A 14,749-nucleotide genomic window follows, 5' to 3' on the forward strand; every position below is an offset into this window, starting at 1 on the left:
ACAATCGCTTATTGAGTTATGACGGGGACGGTTTCAAGCAGCAAGTCAAACTTTCGTCAGCCGAAGATTGACTTGTCGATCGAGGGGTTCCAAAACCCAGGTTTGGTATCAATCAACTGTGAAACGGCACCGTCAACAAAGGCAAAAGCGTTAAAATTAGCCAACCAAAAAACCACTTATTCACCTTTAAAACTAATTCAGGCTCTGCCAACAGCGCCTCTATTCTCTCTCCCAATCTATTTTGCGAACCGACAGCACCCACCACGCAATCTACATCAAAATTTCGGTGCGGATAACTCGCCACTAATAACAAAGCTTCTGCTAACAATAAACCATCCACTCCCGCCGCCGCCTTGGCATCAGCCCGCAATTCCCGCAGCGTTAATAACTCTTCCCACAAAGCTTGTGTATTCGGCAGCCACACAGTAATTTTTCGCAGCCATCCCAACCAAAAAAACCAGAACGTATCGCGATAATAGTAGTGCGCTTGTTCGTGAGCAATTACTGCTTGCAGGTGAGCCGAGTCGAGGGTTTTTAACAATCCCGTACTGACTACAAATTCGGTTTTCCAAAAACCAATTATAGCAGAAAAAAAAGCTGGCGTGTCGATAAGTTTGACATTGATTTCGGCTATTTTTTTCTGAGGAAAAGTGCGAATTTGCTTTAAAAATAGATAGCCATCTGTCGCTAATTTTATCCACAAAATTGTAGCTGCGTTCAAAAAAGTTACAGCTAGCAAATAGCTAAACCATCCATCCCACAATCTTACCATTTGTCCCTGAGTTCCCATAAAAATCACTGCGATAGCTGTCGCAAACAACAGCAGCGGAGGAAACAAGAAAAATAAGAGCGATCGCTGCCAGCGACGGGCCCAATTTCCTTGAGGAACAGACCATCTAATTCTCAAATAACAAGCTGCAACCAACGCGGTAACAATCAGGATTAAGTGCATTATTTTTGCTCCTCCCGGGCTTGGCGGACAGCTTGAATGCGAAGGGAAATTTCTTGTAATTGTTCGACTGTTGCTTGGTCGAGGCTGTCAGCAAATGCTGCTACAATATCGGGATTGCCAACTGCTAAAAACTTTTGCAGGCGATCGTAAGCAAAAAGCGATCGGGCTTCTTCGCAAGAAACTAAAGGTTTCCAAGCGAATGTCCGTTCTGTTTTGTCGCAGGCCAGCCAACCCTTCTCTGTCAAGCGCCGCAGCACTGTTGTTACTGAAGCGTAGGCCAATTCGCGATCGGGATCGGCTAAAATGCGATCGTGCACGTCTTTGACTGTAGCAATTTCTAGCTCCCAAACTATATTTAAAATCTCAGCCTCCAAAGGGCCGAGAGAAAGTTGCTTGGGGCGATAATTCGGCAGAGGATTCATGTAATTTTAGATTTGAGGTTTGAGATTTTAGGGATAATGTAATTAATTATCGATCGACAATACATCATTAAGGCTTTTTATCGACTGTTTCTTTAGAAAGGCTTAATCAATTTGCTATTTATAAGTTTGACAAGCCGTCATTTGACAGTTGCAGCAAAAAGTGTAAAAATCAGGCCGGAATTACCTGAGTTAGTATTTTAAGTATCCCTAAATGAAAAAACAACTAATCTTGGCCTCAACCTTGGCAGGCGCAGCTATTTCGGGCAGCTTTTTGGCGATTGACAGGCATCAAGCCACAGCCGCGGAAACTCAAGAAATCGAAATTAAATTTAGCGCAACGGTAGGCGAAAAATCCTTTAACTGTGGCGAAAGCTACAGCAATTTAGGCACTTCGGCTGCTACGGTTACACCTACAGATTTCCGCTTTTATGTATCCGAAGTTGCTTTAATTGACGGTAGCGGCAAAGCTGTACCGCTGACTCTCAAACAAGACGGCAAATGGCAGCATCAAAATGTGGCTTTGCTAGACTTTGAAAATAAATCCGGTGATTGCGCTAACGGAACAGTCGAAATTCGCGATCGAGTAATCGGCACAATACCTAAAGGCAGCTACAAAGGCCTGCAATTCACCCTCGGCGTACCTTTTACCCTCAATCACGAAGACGCAAGTCTCGCACCTTCTCCCCTCAATCTCACATCCCTGTGGTGGAACTGGCGCGGCGGCTACAAATTTCTGAGGATTGACATAAAAAATCACATGGCTGACAAAAACCCCGACGGTAAATCAGGTACAGAAAGCAGCCAAATTGCTCACAACGCAGGCAATCGCGGCGGCAGTCACGGCGGCGGATTGCAGGGTTTTATGATTCATTTAGGCAGCACGGGATGCAAAGCTGAAGGCAACAATCAAAAGCCGACTAGCTGTGCCAATCCTAACAAATCACAAGTAATTTTTAGCAACTTTGATTCAACTAAAAATAAAGTCATTGCTGACTTGAACTCCCTAGTTTCTCAAACTAATTTAACAGCAAATCAAGCCAATACTCCGCCCGGATGTATGTCGGAACCGAAGGATGGCGACTGCGCCGGAATTATGAAAAACTTAGGTTTGCCATTTGGAGATCAACCTGCTGGGGGACAAACTTTCTTTAAAATTCAGTAAAATAGATATTGATTTCTCTAGGGGCGGGTTTGCCAAAGTCTCTAATAAAAATCCTATCACCCGTACCCACGCTTGGGCTGAGATATTATCATCAACCTAGCGAATTCTATCTAGTTGCAACCGACCGTTGTTTAATTATTTACATGAAGGGAAATCGACTGCTAAGTTTAAGTGCGATCGGCATTTTTTCGGGATTGCTGGCAATTAGTTTGAGTGCAGTATTATCCCAGCCAAATTTTAGTTTAGCCACTGCACCGCCTCCAACTTACAATTGGAACATTCCCGCTGGAATGCCAAAACCAATTGTACCAGCCGACAACCCGATCGGCCAAGAAAAAGTCGAATTAGGCAGGCATCTTTTCTACGAAAAACGCCTGTCAATCACAGGAGAATTTTCCTGCGCTTCCTGTCACATTCAAGCCAAAGCTTTTACCGACGGAAAAACGCTAGGAGTCGGCGCAACCGGAGAAAAACACCCGCGCAATGCTATGAGTTTAGCTAACATTGGCTACAATTCCGTGCTGACTTGGGCAAACCCGCTACAAAATAAACTCGAATCTCAGCTATTAGTACCTTTGTTTGGCGAACATCCCGTAGAAATGGGAATGGTTGGTAAAGAAGAGGAACTTTTGCTAATATTGCGATCGGATTCGCAATACCAAAAAATGTTTGCTGCAGCTTTTAGTCAACAACCCAATCCTATTAATATTAGCAACTTAGCAAGGGCGATCGCCTCTTTTGAACGCACTTTAATTTCCCTGACTTCTCCCTACGACAGATACCGCTACAGCGGCGACTCCAGCGCGATTTCAGCCTCAGCCAAGCGGGGCGAAGAATTATTTAACAGCGAACGTTTAGAATGCTTTCACTGCCACGGCGGACTAAACTTCTCAGATTCGATCGCGCACGATCGCCTAGCTTTCAAAGAAATAGCTTTTCACAATACAGGATTGTACAATCTTGACGGCAAAGGCGCTTATCCGCCCAACAATACTGGAGTATACGAAATCACCAGCGAACCCTCGGACATGGGCAAATTCAAAGCACCAACCCTGCGAAATATTGCTTTGACAGCACCTTATATGCACGACGGAAGTATCAAAACCTTGCCAGAAGTTATCGGCCACTACAAAGCGGGAGGCAGAACTATTAAAAAAGGAGAATTGGCGGGAATAGGCAGCGAAAATCCGCTCAAAAGTAACTTTGTTTCTGGCTTCAAACTCAACGTGCAAGAACAGCGCGATTTGTTGGCTTTTTTGCACAGTTTAACCGATGAAAATTTTATCAACAATCCTGCTTTTAGCGACCCATTCGTTCGCAGTGAAGACTTGAGTCCTTAAATTTGTAGGAGGACTTCAGCCCTTACTGCGAACCTATTTTATTCGCCGTAGCCGCCAGTAACCTTACCCCGAAACACAACATAATTGTAGATGTTGTAAAAAATCACGATCGGGAGCAGAACGCCCATGAACACAATCATAAATACCCAAGCGCTGGGCGAAGCAGCGGCTTGGTAAATCGTAATTTTGGTCGGAATAATGTATGGAAAAACAATTAATGCCAAGCCGATAAAACTTAGTAAAAAAAATAATATTGTCCACACAAACGGCGTTTTTTCTTCTTTTTTTGCTAGACTTTTTAGCAGCATTCCTACCAGTAGCAATGCCACCAAAGGAATCGCCACAAATACATAAACTAGCGGTTTCTCGAACAACCTGGATCTAGCACTTTCGTAAAAAATCGGAGTGGCGATCGTAATTAAAACTGCTCCGATTAGTGTTGTTACCGCCGCAATTTTAGCAGTGCGATAGTGATTTGTTTGGAGTTCTCCGTCAGTCTTCATAATTAGATAGGTGGAACCGATCAAAACATAGCCTTGAACCAGCGTCAAAGCCACCAAGATCGATCGCCAATCCAGCCAATCCCAAGTTCCACAAAATGCCCGGCCTCATCCACCGCAATGCCTTCAAGCACCGCACCGAGGGCAAATCCTTGAGCTAAAGCAGCCAAAAAACTGCCGACCCCAAAAGCATAATTCCAAAATTTTTTCCGGTTGGAATGCTCCCGAAATTCAAAGGCGACAGCCCGAAATATCAAACCAAAAAGCATCATGCAAATCGGTATGTACAAAGCAGTTAAAATCGTGCCGTAAGCGAGGGAAAACGCCCCAAACAAAGCGCCTCCCATTAAAACCAGCCAAGTTTCGTTAGCATCCCAAACGTTGCCCAGACTGGTCATTAAAATGCCCCTGCGTTCCTCGTCGTCAGCAGTCAAAGACAAGATTCCCACTCCCAAATCAAAACCGTCTAGCATGATGTAAAGGAGCAGAAATAAAGCCAAGATTACAAACCAAACTTGCGGGAGAAAATGCTCCAAAGCTTGCATAAAATCTCCTATTGTTGTGCTTCTACTGGACGTTTATCGGGAATGTGTTCTGCGGGTTGAGTTTCGATGGCGGGTTCATTGTCTAATCCCAGTACGGGCAGAGCTAAATTCGGCCCTTTGCGGATAATTCTCCTCCCAAAATACATCGCACAAACAAACAAAAAGCTGTAGATAACGGCAAAGCAGATGAGGGAAGTTAAAACATTGCTAGCGGGGATGTTCGATACACCATCAGCAGTGCGAATTTGCCCGTATAAAACCCACGGTTGTCTGCCGACACAGCGGACAATCCAACCGGATTCTACAGCAATATATCCCAGGGGCGCAGCTAATACCCAAGCGCGCATCAGCCAAGGTTGATTGCTAATATTTTCGGGCGAAAGTTTGCCTCGCAGCCACTGAATTATACTGAACAGCATCAATCCTATAAAAAAGAATCCAATGCCGGACATGATGCGGAAAGAATAGTAGATTAAACCCACCATTATTGGTCTATCTTCGGGCTTCCATTCTTTTAAGCCTAGAACTGGTTCGGATAGTTTTTGCTTGAATTCCAAAACGTATCCTAAGCCATTGGGAATACTAATTTCCCAGTCGTTTTTTTGGGCTTTTTCGTTAGGTAAAGCTAGCAAAGTCCAATCGGCTGACTCTCCGGCTGGGGAGGTTTCCCACTTAGCTTCGATTGCTGCTAATTTAGTGGGTTGATAGCGATAAACTTGTTCGGCGCTCAAATGTCCGATGAATATCTGCAAAGGTGCAACGGCGATTGCTGTGGCTATGGCAATTTTTAGAGACTTGGAAAAAAAGGCTTGGTTGCGCTTGTTAAGAATGTACCAAGCGCTAATCCCACCAATTACAAACAGTGAAGTTTCTAACGTCGCAAAAAACATATGCAGAATGCTGTTTAATGCGAAGGGGTTCATAATTGCTTGAAAGTAATCGCTGACAATAAATTTGCCGTTGACCATTTCTCCGCCCGCTGGAGTTTGCAGCCAAGAGTTGGCGACTAAAATCCAGACGGTTGATAGGTTTGCGCCGAAGGCTACCATGATTGTAGCGAAATAATGGACGATCGGGTGAACGCGCTCCCAACCGAACAGCATAATTCCTAAAAAGCCTGCTTCTAGCATAAATGCCATTGAAGCTTCAAAGCCTAAAATGCTGCAAAAAAAGTCACCGACGGCTTCGGAAAATGGTGCCCAATTCGTGCCAAATTGAAATTCCATCGGAATCCCGGAAGCTACGCCAATGCCGAAGTTGAGGACGTAGAGTTTAGACCAAAAACGAGCGTGGTAATAGTAGTCTGGATTGCGAGTTTTCAGCCACATTCCTTCAACAATTACTAGATAAATTCCCATTCCAGTAGTCAGAACTGGTCATAGCATATGGAATATTGCCGTTAGCGCAAATTGCATCCGCGATAGCGCGACGGTGTTTGATAAGATATCCATTGTTATATCCTTTAGTCAGTTCAAGAGAGGTTAGTTTGAACAATTTCCAGAATTGACGCTGGTTATAATGTAATGTAAAAATTTGTGAGATTTTGTAGAGTTGGCAATCTGTAAGGTTTTATACAGATTTGATCGGAATGATTTAACCGCAGAGAACGCAGAGAACGCAGAGAAAGAGAAGAGAGAGATGAATGATTCTGATGAAGAGCGTATATGATATTACCGAAGGTTGGGTGGGGCCGGGTTTATGAGATTGTGGGTTTTAGACATTTATTGTCGGTGAACCCGCCTCTATACTAATTTCATAAAGTAGTGCTAGATATTACCCCCCCAACCCCCCCTTATTAAGGGGGGGCTAAGATTTCATCCATAGCACATCTTTAGAAAAATGGTATTACAATATTTATGTTCGGTGATGGAAAGATGATCTTAGCGAACTGTGACTGTATAACTCAGTTTGAAGGGTTTAAAAGTAGCTTTGTTTTTGGCTGTTCCGCTCAATTCAAGTTCGTAAATACCTGCTTTGGGAAATACGAGATCGGCGCCCGGAATGCCTTGATATTTCTCTGCATATACTGCTTTTAAAGGTGGCTGCATCAGGGGCTTATCCCCCTCTTTATGCTGTTTGGGATAAACTGCTAATTTGCAGTTACACTGCTCTAGTGGGATAATTTGACCGCCCCTGCGAGTCAGGGAAAACCAAACTCTGGCGGTTTCTCCGGCGCGGGGGTTGTGGTTGGGTTCTAGGTGAAAGGTAGCGGCTACATCTCCCGATACTTCCACTTCGTGCGCCAAAACTGAAATCGAGTTTAAGTGCGGCGCATTGGGAATTGTTGCTTCAATTAGCAAGCCTAAAAAAACTAATATTCCCAAAATTTTATTTTTGTTTGACAGGCGAAACATAGAACTTCTCCAGTGATAAAATTGACCAAAATAAGCGCGATCGCACGCAGAAAACTAATACTGCAACTACGGCTAAAACGGCGGTCAGCAGTTGATTGTGCAACTTCCATTCAAAGCCGCCGAGATAGTGGGAACCGATGAGGGCTGCGTGGATGGCGGACAGCAAAAAAGCGGGGACGGTTAACAGGTGAATTCGCCGCCACAGTTTGCCTAAATAATGTTGAAGGCGATCGACACTTGTTACCGCTGCAGGTACCATTAACAGCAGCGCCGTCATCCCAGCTAGGATTCCGAACTGATGTTGCGGCAACATGAAAGACACGGCATCAAAATTCCATTTCAGCGTATGATCCAACATATGAAAGGTGTGGGCAAGGGCGATCGCGATCGCACCCACACCCAAAGCGCGCCGGTAACGCAGCAGTGCCGGCAAAAACTTGCTAACGGGACGCGCCAACAGTGCTAGCATCAAGCACAGCAGCGCTGCGTGGCCTGTAAAATCGACCATTTCGTCGGTTCGCAGCAAGGTAAGAATCCCGATCGAAATTGTCACCCACCCGCCCATCCGAAACAGTTGACTTTGTTTGTGGGCGCTCAACCTGCCGGCAAAAAAACCTACTCCCAGCATGGTTGGTAGGGTTCCCAGTCCGAAAGCCAACATCGTCGCCGCACCCAAAACCGGATTTCCCGTTTGGGCGGCTTTAATCTGGGCGGCGTAGAGGAAACCGCAGGGAATTAAACCCCAAAGCAAGCCCAAAGCCACGGGCACCCACCATTTTTTTTGCGTCGAAAGCTTGTTCATGGCTTGTGCGACTCGATCGTGCGACATTGGGTGCAACAGTGGTAATCTGGGCAGCAAACCCGGTTTGATTTGGACTACTCCGAACCAAACCAGCATTGTACCTGTCAGAAGTGCGATCGCCCGCCGCAATCCGCTACCGGTACCGGCCATTTGTCCGCCAGCAATTAACGCCGAACCCAGTCCGCCAATGGCGGCACCAACCACAGCGTAGGCCGCAATTCTCCCTAAATTCAGCAGCAAATGAAAGCGGAAAGTCGCTAATTTTTCGTTGCGGGAATTGGAGAGAGAAAACGCCACTGTCAGCGGGCCGCACATTCCCGCGCAGTGCCCGAAACTGCCGAGAAATCCCAAAGTGCTAATTAGCAGCAGGTCTAGCATTTTGCTGGTTTTTCCCTAAATAAGGCGATCGAGATATTGACAATATTTCTTGACCTCGTACAAATTTTGCTCTCAGTCGATCGCTTTTGTCAAAAGACAGGCTGTCAAACTTCTAATACCAATGAAATAAAGTAGCGCTAGATATTACCCCCCCCAACCCCCCCTTATCAAGGGGGGGCTAAGAGTTCATCAGCACATTTCTAGAAAAATGGTATAACTGTACTTTTGTGATAACCGCTATAATGACTAATCACTAATCACTAGCCTTCAACTTCGCTCAGGCTAAAATGACTAATAACCAATAACTAATAACCAATAACTAATAACCAATAACTAATAACCAATAACCAATAACTAATAACTAATAACTACTGACTACTGACTAATAATTATTTTTGTTCTGGATGCGCGGCCGCCGGCGAAGCTGAACCCATTTGATTGATAGCAGCAATTAGCTGATAAAGCCGCCCCAAATTCCGCTGGTTGAAATGCAAAGTCAGCCGCGGTAGATCGAAAGTTGGATCTCCTATTTCTGGAGGTAAAGCTTGACTTTTTGCGATTTTTCCGGTGACAACAATATCGCTAAAATCAGTATTTAGCCGATCGACATTTTCCTCAGAAAGCTCAGTTTTTAAGCGAATTACCAGTTGTTCGCGCACGTAGCGGCAGGAGTGATAAACTAGATAAAAACTTGCGATCGCCTCGCAAGCGACATTTACATCGTCTGTAATCGTGTAGAGACTGCGATCGTCAGCAGAAATCAAACCTCTGCCCCGCAATTGTTTTTGCACAAAATTATTCCAATCAAGCCAATAATCTCCTCCGGGTCGATCGATCAATACCAAAGGAGCAGGCCCGAATTTGCCGGTTTGAGTTAAAGTCAGACACTCAAAAGCCTCGTCGAGAGTGCCGAAACCGCCCGGAAACAAAGCCAAAGCATCGCTTTCCCGCAGAAAAAATAACTTGCGAGTGAAGAAATATTTAAAATTGAGCAACTTGGAGTCGCCGGCAATGAAAGGATTGGAATCTTGCTCGAAAGGTAACTGAATGTTGAGCCCGAAAGAACGTTCAGCAGTCGCCCCCTCATTCGCCGCCTGCATGATTCCGCCGCCGCCGCCAGTAATCACCATAAATCCCTGCTGGGCGATCGCCCGTGCAAAATCTCTCGCTATCAAATATTCCGGCGATTTTGGGGATACCCTCGCCGAACCAAAAATCGCGATTTTGCGAACGTGGAGGTAAGGATAAAACAGGGAGAAAGCTTTTTCCATATCTCGCAGAGACGACGAGATAATTTTCCAGTCCAGGCGATCGAGCTCCTCTCCTGCCATTTGCACTATAGTCGAGAGCGATCGTTCGATCCACTCTGAGTGCTTCAACATTGGTAGGCGATCGATTAAATCGAGCGCATCAGCTTGGAGGGACTCAAAACCTTGACTTGAAGGAACCATGAACTTTTCTGAAATGGTAACAATTTGTTGCTAAAAAAAAATTAAGGGGCAAGCCAAATTTAGAAGTTAATAGCCACCAGCAAATTGCCCTGCTGACAACTAATAACTTTTCTACTAGCTTTGCCCCCGTTCTGAAGCTGCGGCTTTCACTGCCCAAAAAAACAGTGCCACACTGCTCGGAGTTGGGCGAAACTTACTTTTTGCACCATTCTCGCTTCACAGGCTGTAGGCCCTGTTAAGCCAGATATCGAATTTCTTGTGGGGTGGGCAGTTTCAGCAACCCGCTCTTGAAAAACTTATTGGCAATGGTGCAATATTTTGGGTTAAATGTACTTTTCCAGAGTGTTGGCCAGAGTAGTTTTCGGAACTGCCCCAACCACCATATCAACCCGCTGACCGCCCTTAAATATCATCAGCGTCGGAATGCTGCGGATACCGTATTGGCTGGCGACGTTAGGGTTTTCGTCGGTATTAACTTTTACTACCTTCACTTGCCCTTCATATTGGTTGGCAATTTCCTCTACGACGGGTGCCACCATGCGACATGGCCCGCACCAAGGAGCCCAAAAATCCACTAGAACTGGAACTTCGCTATCGAGCACTTCCTGCTTAAAGGTAGAGTCGGTTACTTGCGCGGCTGCTGACATCCCTAGCCATCCTTGTAAATACTATTTCTTGGTTAACAAGTTTAGCAAATAGTGTTACCACTTGCATGACCGATTTTAACAGAACGAAGTTTGGCAACGAATGTTGTAACGGATGTAACCGATTGAACGGATTGATGTTAAGGGCGCAAGACATTCGTGCTGGGGCGATCGAGCAAAACCGAGCATGAGAAATACTTTTTTCGCTCAAAACTGAAAAGTCATCAAATCCCGTAGCATCCCAAATACGAGGGTGGCTTCGCCTCCGGCCACCATTTTGGTGATGGTAATCGATCGGACATCAGAACAGCCCTCCCCAATCTCCCCCAAAATTGGGAGCAAACAGCCTTAACCCCTTAGCCAGCAAGCAAACAAGAGCGCCGGCACTAAAAAAGGAACCGCCCGAACAGTAGTCCGGGCGGAGTGTGGTGTGAGGAGTGAACGGAAACTTTTGTCTCCGCTTCCTCTATTGTGACATCTCCTTTTGGATAATTCCACAAAAATTCTGTAAATTTTGAGACTCTCGAACAAATTTTGTCAAGATATCCTGGAATTCGATCGGTAAATCTACTTACCCATGCCCAACTGCTGAGCTTTTTGATAGACTTTACCCTCAGTCAGCAGAGAAGGAGCAATCACCACTTCCACTTGCTGCATCTCCTTAAGGTTCTTAGCACCCAGAGTTCCCATGCTAGTTTTCAGAGCTCCGAGCAAGTTGTGCGTACCGTCATCTAGCAGCGCCGGCCCCCGCAAAATTTGCTCCGCAGTACCCGTAGTCCCGACGCGAATCCGAGTACCGCGCGGCAAAACCGGACTCGGAGTCGCCATCCCCCAGTGGAAGCCCCGGCCTGGAGCTTCGGCGGCCCTAGCAAAGGGCGAACCAATCATCACTCCATCGGCACCGCAAGCAATGCACTTGCAGATATCGCCGCCGGTAATTAAACCGCCGTCAGCAATCACCGACACATATTTGCCAGTTTCGCGATAGTAGTCGTCCCGCGCGGCGGCGCAGTCTGCTACCGCTGTGGCTTGAGGAACGCCGACACCCAATACGCCCCGAGACGTGCAAGCAGCCCCCGGCCCGATGCCCACGAGAATGCCTGCAGCGCCAGTTTTCATTAAATTCATGGCGACTTCGTAGGTCACGCAGTTGCCCAAAATTACGGGTATTGGCATCTCTTGACAGAACTGGGTCAAGTCTAAGGATGCGATCGACTCAGGGGAAAGAAAAGCCGTCGAGACTACAGTCGCTTGCACAAAAAATATATCTGCTCCCGATTTAGCAACCGCCTGGCCGTATTTGCTCGCTGCAGCAGGTGTACCGCTGACAGCAGCAATCCCTCCTCCAGCTTTAATTTCTTTAATTCTGAGCTCGATTAATTCGGGCTTAATGGGTTCTGCATAGAGTTGCTGCATCAGGGAAACAAATTCGTGGTTCCCAACAGAAGCGATCCGCTCTAAAATTGGTTGGGGGTCGGCATAGCGCGTTTGAATTCCTTCTAGGTTGAGGACGCCCATTGCTCCCAATTCCGACAGCAAAATGGCCATCCGCACATCGACTACTCCATCCATTGCGCTAGCGATGATCGGGATTTCTCGATCGATCCCGCCAATCTGCCACTTGGTATCTGCCAAACTCGGATCGAGAGTGCGCTGTCCGGGTACCAGCGCGATTTCATCTATGCCGTAAGCTCGGCGAGCGCTTTTGCCCCGCCCAATTTCAATATTCACGCTGTTTCACTTCCACAATGTATTTAAATTAGATTAACAAAATCGTAGCCTGCTTGAGGGTAGCGATCGCGCGAGTGTGTTAAAAAAAATTCGGCACTAATTCTGACTCTATGGAATCCCAGGAAATACTTTTTATCAGCAACGGCCACGGAGAAGATGCGATCAACTGTCAAATAGTCCAAGCTTTGAGAGCATCAGGCGCGGATGTTGACGTGGCCGCGATACCGATTGTAGGCGACGGGGCTGCTTACGGGCGATCGGGCGTACCAATTATCGGGCCCACAAGTCCCATGCCATCTGGCGGAGTTTTTTACATGAATCCCCTGTTTTTCCTCAAAGACGTGAGGGCGGGGCTAGTTCGTTTGACTTTACAGCAACTCAACGCTATTAGGAAGCATTCTCCGCGCTGCGATTTGGTAGTGACGACTGGAGATATTGTCGCGGCGGGGTTCGCCCATGCCACAGGTCGGCCCTATATAATTTTTCTGTCAGCTCATTCTACTTATTACGAAGGGCTAGCCGATTTGGGTTTCCTCTTGAATTATTTGCTTTCCTCCGAGCAATGTCTAGCCATTTTCACGAGGGACGCATTGACTGCTGCGGACTTAAACCGACAGGGTTTCGAGAAAGCCATATTTGTCGGCAATCCTGTCATGGACAACCTCAATCCTACAGGCAAAGATTTGCAGTTAAAAGCCGGAGTTAGGACGATCGCGCTTCTCCCCGGTTCGCGCCTCCCCGAAGCCAGCGACAACCTGATTTTGCTGCTGGAATTAGTCAAAGAAATTGCAGCCACTGCTTCGCAATCAGTGCAGTTTCGGGCCGCATTAGTTCCGAGTCTAATGCTCGAATTAGATAATATTGCAGCACAAGCCGGATGGCTGCAGCGAGAAGGAAAGCTAACTTTCCCAGGAATCAAGCCGCAGGGTAGCGAAGAAGCCGAAACCGTGGAAGTAATTTGTGATTCAGATGCTTTCGCCGACATCTTGCAGCAGTCGAATTTAGTAATCGGGATGACAGGAAGTGCGATCGAACAAGCAGTAGGCTTAGGAAAACCCGTAATTACCATCCCCGGAAACGGCCCATCATTTACCTATCGGTTTGCAGAGGCTCAAAGTCGGCTGTTAGGTGGTTCCGTACAAGTTATCGGCACAGAAACAGCAACACTTGACATTATTAAAGAAGCTGATTTAGCAGTCGAGCGCACATTTCAAGACAAAAAATATTTAGAAAATTGCGTAAAAAATGGCTTAGAAAGAATGGGCGCACCAGGAGGCAGCCTCAAAATTGCTAATTACATCGCAAAACATCTAAAATGAATTGTTACCACAATCCTGTACGCATAAAACCTCCCCAACCGAATTCTTGTCATTTCTGCAAACTGTGACAAATGTTCTAGCCTGAGATGATTCGGCGGTTTCAACCGCGTCTGCACTTTGGTATCAGTTAGCATCCGCATCATTCAATTCTCTCTTTTCTTTCTCCGCGTCCTCTGCGCCCTCTGCGGTTTAATCAAATCCTCTATTATTTCAGCAACTCCGAAACAGTCTTAAACGAGTAACCTTTCGACTGCAAAGTCTTGACAATTATCTCAGTAGCTGCTACCGTTTTCGAGCGATCGCCCCCGCCATCGTGCATCACCACAATCGAACCCGGTCGCACATTATTAATCACCTGATTTGCAATATCATCTACCGTGTGAGTTTCCTCATAATCTTGAGAATCCACATCCCACATAATCAATTTTTTGTGCATTTGGGAAACCAAATAAGACAAACCTATAAATCTCCGTCCCCAAGGCGGGCGAAAATTAATACTGTCCTGCTTCACCCCATTTTTCTGCAAAAGCTTGTCAGTTTTTTCGATCTCAGAAACCAAATGTGGGTGGGGTTTAAACATCATATCTTTGTGAGAGTAGGAATGGTTTCCCAACTCATTTCCCCTCGCCACAATCATTGGCACGATTTCTGGATGTTTCTCAATATTTCGACCGACCTCAAAAAAAGTTGCTTTAATTTGATAGCGGTCTAAAATATCTAAAAGCTGATTTGTATAGGGAGGAAAAGGGCCGTCGTCGTAGGTAAGGGCAATAACTTTCTCTCCAGTATCGGCGCGGTTGATACCGAAATAATTGTGAAGATTAGTAACGTTAATTAACACAGTAGCTGCAAAAAAAAACGCTACAGTCAAAAGCAGAAACTTTTGTAAATTTTTACCGATTCGCATAGCTGCACTCGATCGAGAATGAAAGTGGACTATTTTCAGATTATCACAATTAAGGCACTGAATCCTTCAGCTATTTTATCATTAATTATTGTCCGTTCCGAGATTTTTAAGTTCGGGCGATACCCAGTAGCTAGAAGCTCCGCCAGCAAGCTAATCCGCATTTAAACTGCCTGCTTTCAATCTAGCGAAGCGGCCCCGCAACCCCCCCTCAACACATAATTTAAATGCACCACAGCTTAAGA

Annotated in this window: 13 protein-coding genes and 1 pseudogene; 3 read left to right on the top strand and 11 right to left on the bottom strand. The window is 46.0% G+C overall.

From position 1 onward, the window contains the following. Positions 1–112 precede the first annotated feature (112 nt). Positions 113–952, bottom strand: a complete 840-nt coding sequence (locus AACV78_RS16705) for a M56 family metallopeptidase (protein WP_194010139.1) — start codon at positions 950–952, stop codon at positions 113–115. Then, complete coding sequence (locus AACV78_RS16710; protein ID WP_194010140.1) at positions 952–1,374, bottom strand: BlaI/MecI/CopY family transcriptional regulator; 423 nt, start codon at positions 1,372–1,374, stop codon at positions 952–954. Before AACV78_RS16710 ends, AACV78_RS16705 begins: the two co-directional genes overlap by 1 nt. A gap of 211 nt (positions 1,375–1,585) precedes the next feature. On the opposite strand from AACV78_RS16710, the gene AACV78_RS16715 reads away from it, so the two are divergent. Together AACV78_RS16715 and AACV78_RS16720 are read left to right on the top strand one after the other, a co-directional pair. Further along, positions 1,586–2,536, top strand: a complete 951-nt coding sequence (locus AACV78_RS16715) for an MbnP family copper-binding protein (RefSeq protein WP_194010141.1) — start codon at positions 1,586–1,588, stop codon at positions 2,534–2,536. A 143-nt stretch (positions 2,537–2,679) separates the two neighbouring features. Next, entirely contained in the window at positions 2,680–3,876 is a 1,197-nt protein-coding gene (locus AACV78_RS16720; RefSeq protein WP_194010142.1) for a methanobactin export MATE transporter MbnM, read from the top strand. A gap of 38 nt (positions 3,877–3,914) precedes the next feature. Here AACV78_RS16720 and cydB read toward each other — a convergent pair. The 8 genes and pseudogenes from cydB to AACV78_RS16760 form a co-directional block, all read right to left on the bottom strand. Further along, positions 3,915–4,921, bottom strand: a pseudogene (cydB, locus tag AACV78_RS16725) (cytochrome d ubiquinol oxidase subunit II). Between the two features lie 8 nt (positions 4,922–4,929). After that, positions 4,930–6,291, bottom strand: coding sequence for a cytochrome ubiquinol oxidase subunit I (locus AACV78_RS16730; RefSeq protein ID WP_304941064.1), 1,362 nt, complete (start codon positions 6,289–6,291; stop codon positions 4,930–4,932). Positions 6,292–6,801: 510 nt separating this feature from the next. Beyond that, positions 6,802–7,275: a hypothetical protein gene (locus AACV78_RS16735; protein ID WP_194074315.1), complete on the bottom strand. Its 474-nt coding sequence runs from the start codon at positions 7,273–7,275 to the stop codon at positions 6,802–6,804. Beyond that, positions 7,250–8,455 carry an urease accessory protein UreH domain-containing protein gene (locus AACV78_RS16740; protein ID WP_194074316.1) on the bottom strand — a complete coding sequence of 402 codons (1,206 nt, stop codon included), beginning with the start codon at positions 8,453–8,455 and terminating at the stop codon, positions 7,250–7,252. The genes AACV78_RS16735 and AACV78_RS16740 overlap by 26 nt, the downstream gene beginning before the upstream one ends. Positions 8,456–8,844: 389 nt before the next feature. Further along, positions 8,845–9,906: an LOG family protein gene (locus AACV78_RS16745; protein ID WP_194011592.1), complete on the bottom strand. Its 1,062-nt coding sequence runs from the start codon at positions 9,904–9,906 to the stop codon at positions 8,845–8,847. A 323-nt stretch (positions 9,907–10,229) separates the two neighbouring features. After that, positions 10,230–10,553: a thioredoxin gene (trxA, locus tag AACV78_RS16750; protein ID WP_194011591.1), complete on the bottom strand. Its 324-nt coding sequence runs from the start codon at positions 10,551–10,553 to the stop codon at positions 10,230–10,232. Positions 10,554–10,757: 204 nt separating this feature from the next. Then, complete coding sequence (locus AACV78_RS16755; RefSeq protein WP_255513001.1) at positions 10,758–10,892, bottom strand: hypothetical protein; 135 nt, start codon at positions 10,890–10,892, stop codon at positions 10,758–10,760. A gap of 225 nt (positions 10,893–11,117) precedes the next feature. Further along, complete coding sequence (locus AACV78_RS16760) at positions 11,118–12,281, bottom strand: GuaB3 family IMP dehydrogenase-related protein (protein WP_194011590.1); 1,164 nt, start codon at positions 12,279–12,281, stop codon at positions 11,118–11,120. Between the two features lie 110 nt (positions 12,282–12,391). Between AACV78_RS16760 and AACV78_RS16765 the strand changes: the two genes are divergently transcribed. Beyond that, a complete protein-coding gene (locus AACV78_RS16765; protein ID WP_194011589.1) occupies positions 12,392–13,600 on the top strand; it encodes a lipid-A-disaccharide synthase-related protein in 1,209 nt (402 codons plus the stop codon). Between the two features lie 205 nt (positions 13,601–13,805). On the opposite strand, the gene AACV78_RS16770 is transcribed toward AACV78_RS16765, so the two are convergent. After that, positions 13,806–14,507, bottom strand: a complete 702-nt coding sequence (locus AACV78_RS16770) for a polysaccharide deacetylase family protein (RefSeq protein ID WP_194011588.1) — start codon at positions 14,505–14,507, stop codon at positions 13,806–13,808. Positions 14,508–14,749: the final 242 nt, after the last annotated feature.

Origin of the sequence: Tychonema sp. LEGE 07196, assembly GCF_963890365.1 — a bacterium.
Classification (GTDB): domain Bacteria; phylum Cyanobacteriota; class Cyanobacteriia; order Cyanobacteriales; family Microcoleaceae; genus Microcoleus.

Excerpts from the sequence above, each read along its gene's own strand:
- AACV78_RS16705 (WP_194010139.1), bottom strand. The coding sequence starts at position 952 with ATGCACTTAATCCTGATTGTTACCGCGTTGGTTGCAGCTTGTTATTTG.
- AACV78_RS16710 (WP_194010140.1), bottom strand. The coding sequence starts at position 1,374 with ATGAATCCTCTGCCGAATTATCGCCCCAAGCAACTTTCTCTCGGCCCT.
- AACV78_RS16715 (WP_194010141.1), top strand. The coding sequence starts at position 1,586 with ATGAAAAAACAACTAATCTTGGCCTCAACCTTGGCAGGCGCAGCTATT.
- AACV78_RS16720 (WP_194010142.1), top strand. The coding sequence starts at position 2,680 with ATGAAGGGAAATCGACTGCTAAGTTTAAGTGCGATCGGCATTTTTTCG.
- AACV78_RS16735 (WP_194074315.1), bottom strand. The coding sequence starts at position 7,275 with ATGTTTCGCCTGTCAAACAAAAATAAAATTTTGGGAATATTAGTTTTT.
- AACV78_RS16740 (WP_194074316.1), bottom strand. The coding sequence starts at position 8,455 with ATGCTAGACCTGCTGCTAATTAGCACTTTGGGATTTCTCGGCAGTTTC.
- AACV78_RS16745 (WP_194011592.1), bottom strand. The coding sequence starts at position 9,906 with ATGGTTCCTTCAAGTCAAGGTTTTGAGTCCCTCCAAGCTGATGCGCTC.
- trxA (WP_194011591.1), bottom strand. The coding sequence starts at position 10,553 with ATGTCAGCAGCCGCGCAAGTAACCGACTCTACCTTTAAGCAGGAAGTG.
- AACV78_RS16765 (WP_194011589.1), top strand. The coding sequence starts at position 12,392 with ATGGAATCCCAGGAAATACTTTTTATCAGCAACGGCCACGGAGAAGAT.
- AACV78_RS16770 (WP_194011588.1), bottom strand. The coding sequence starts at position 14,507 with ATGCGAATCGGTAAAAATTTACAAAAGTTTCTGCTTTTGACTGTAGCG.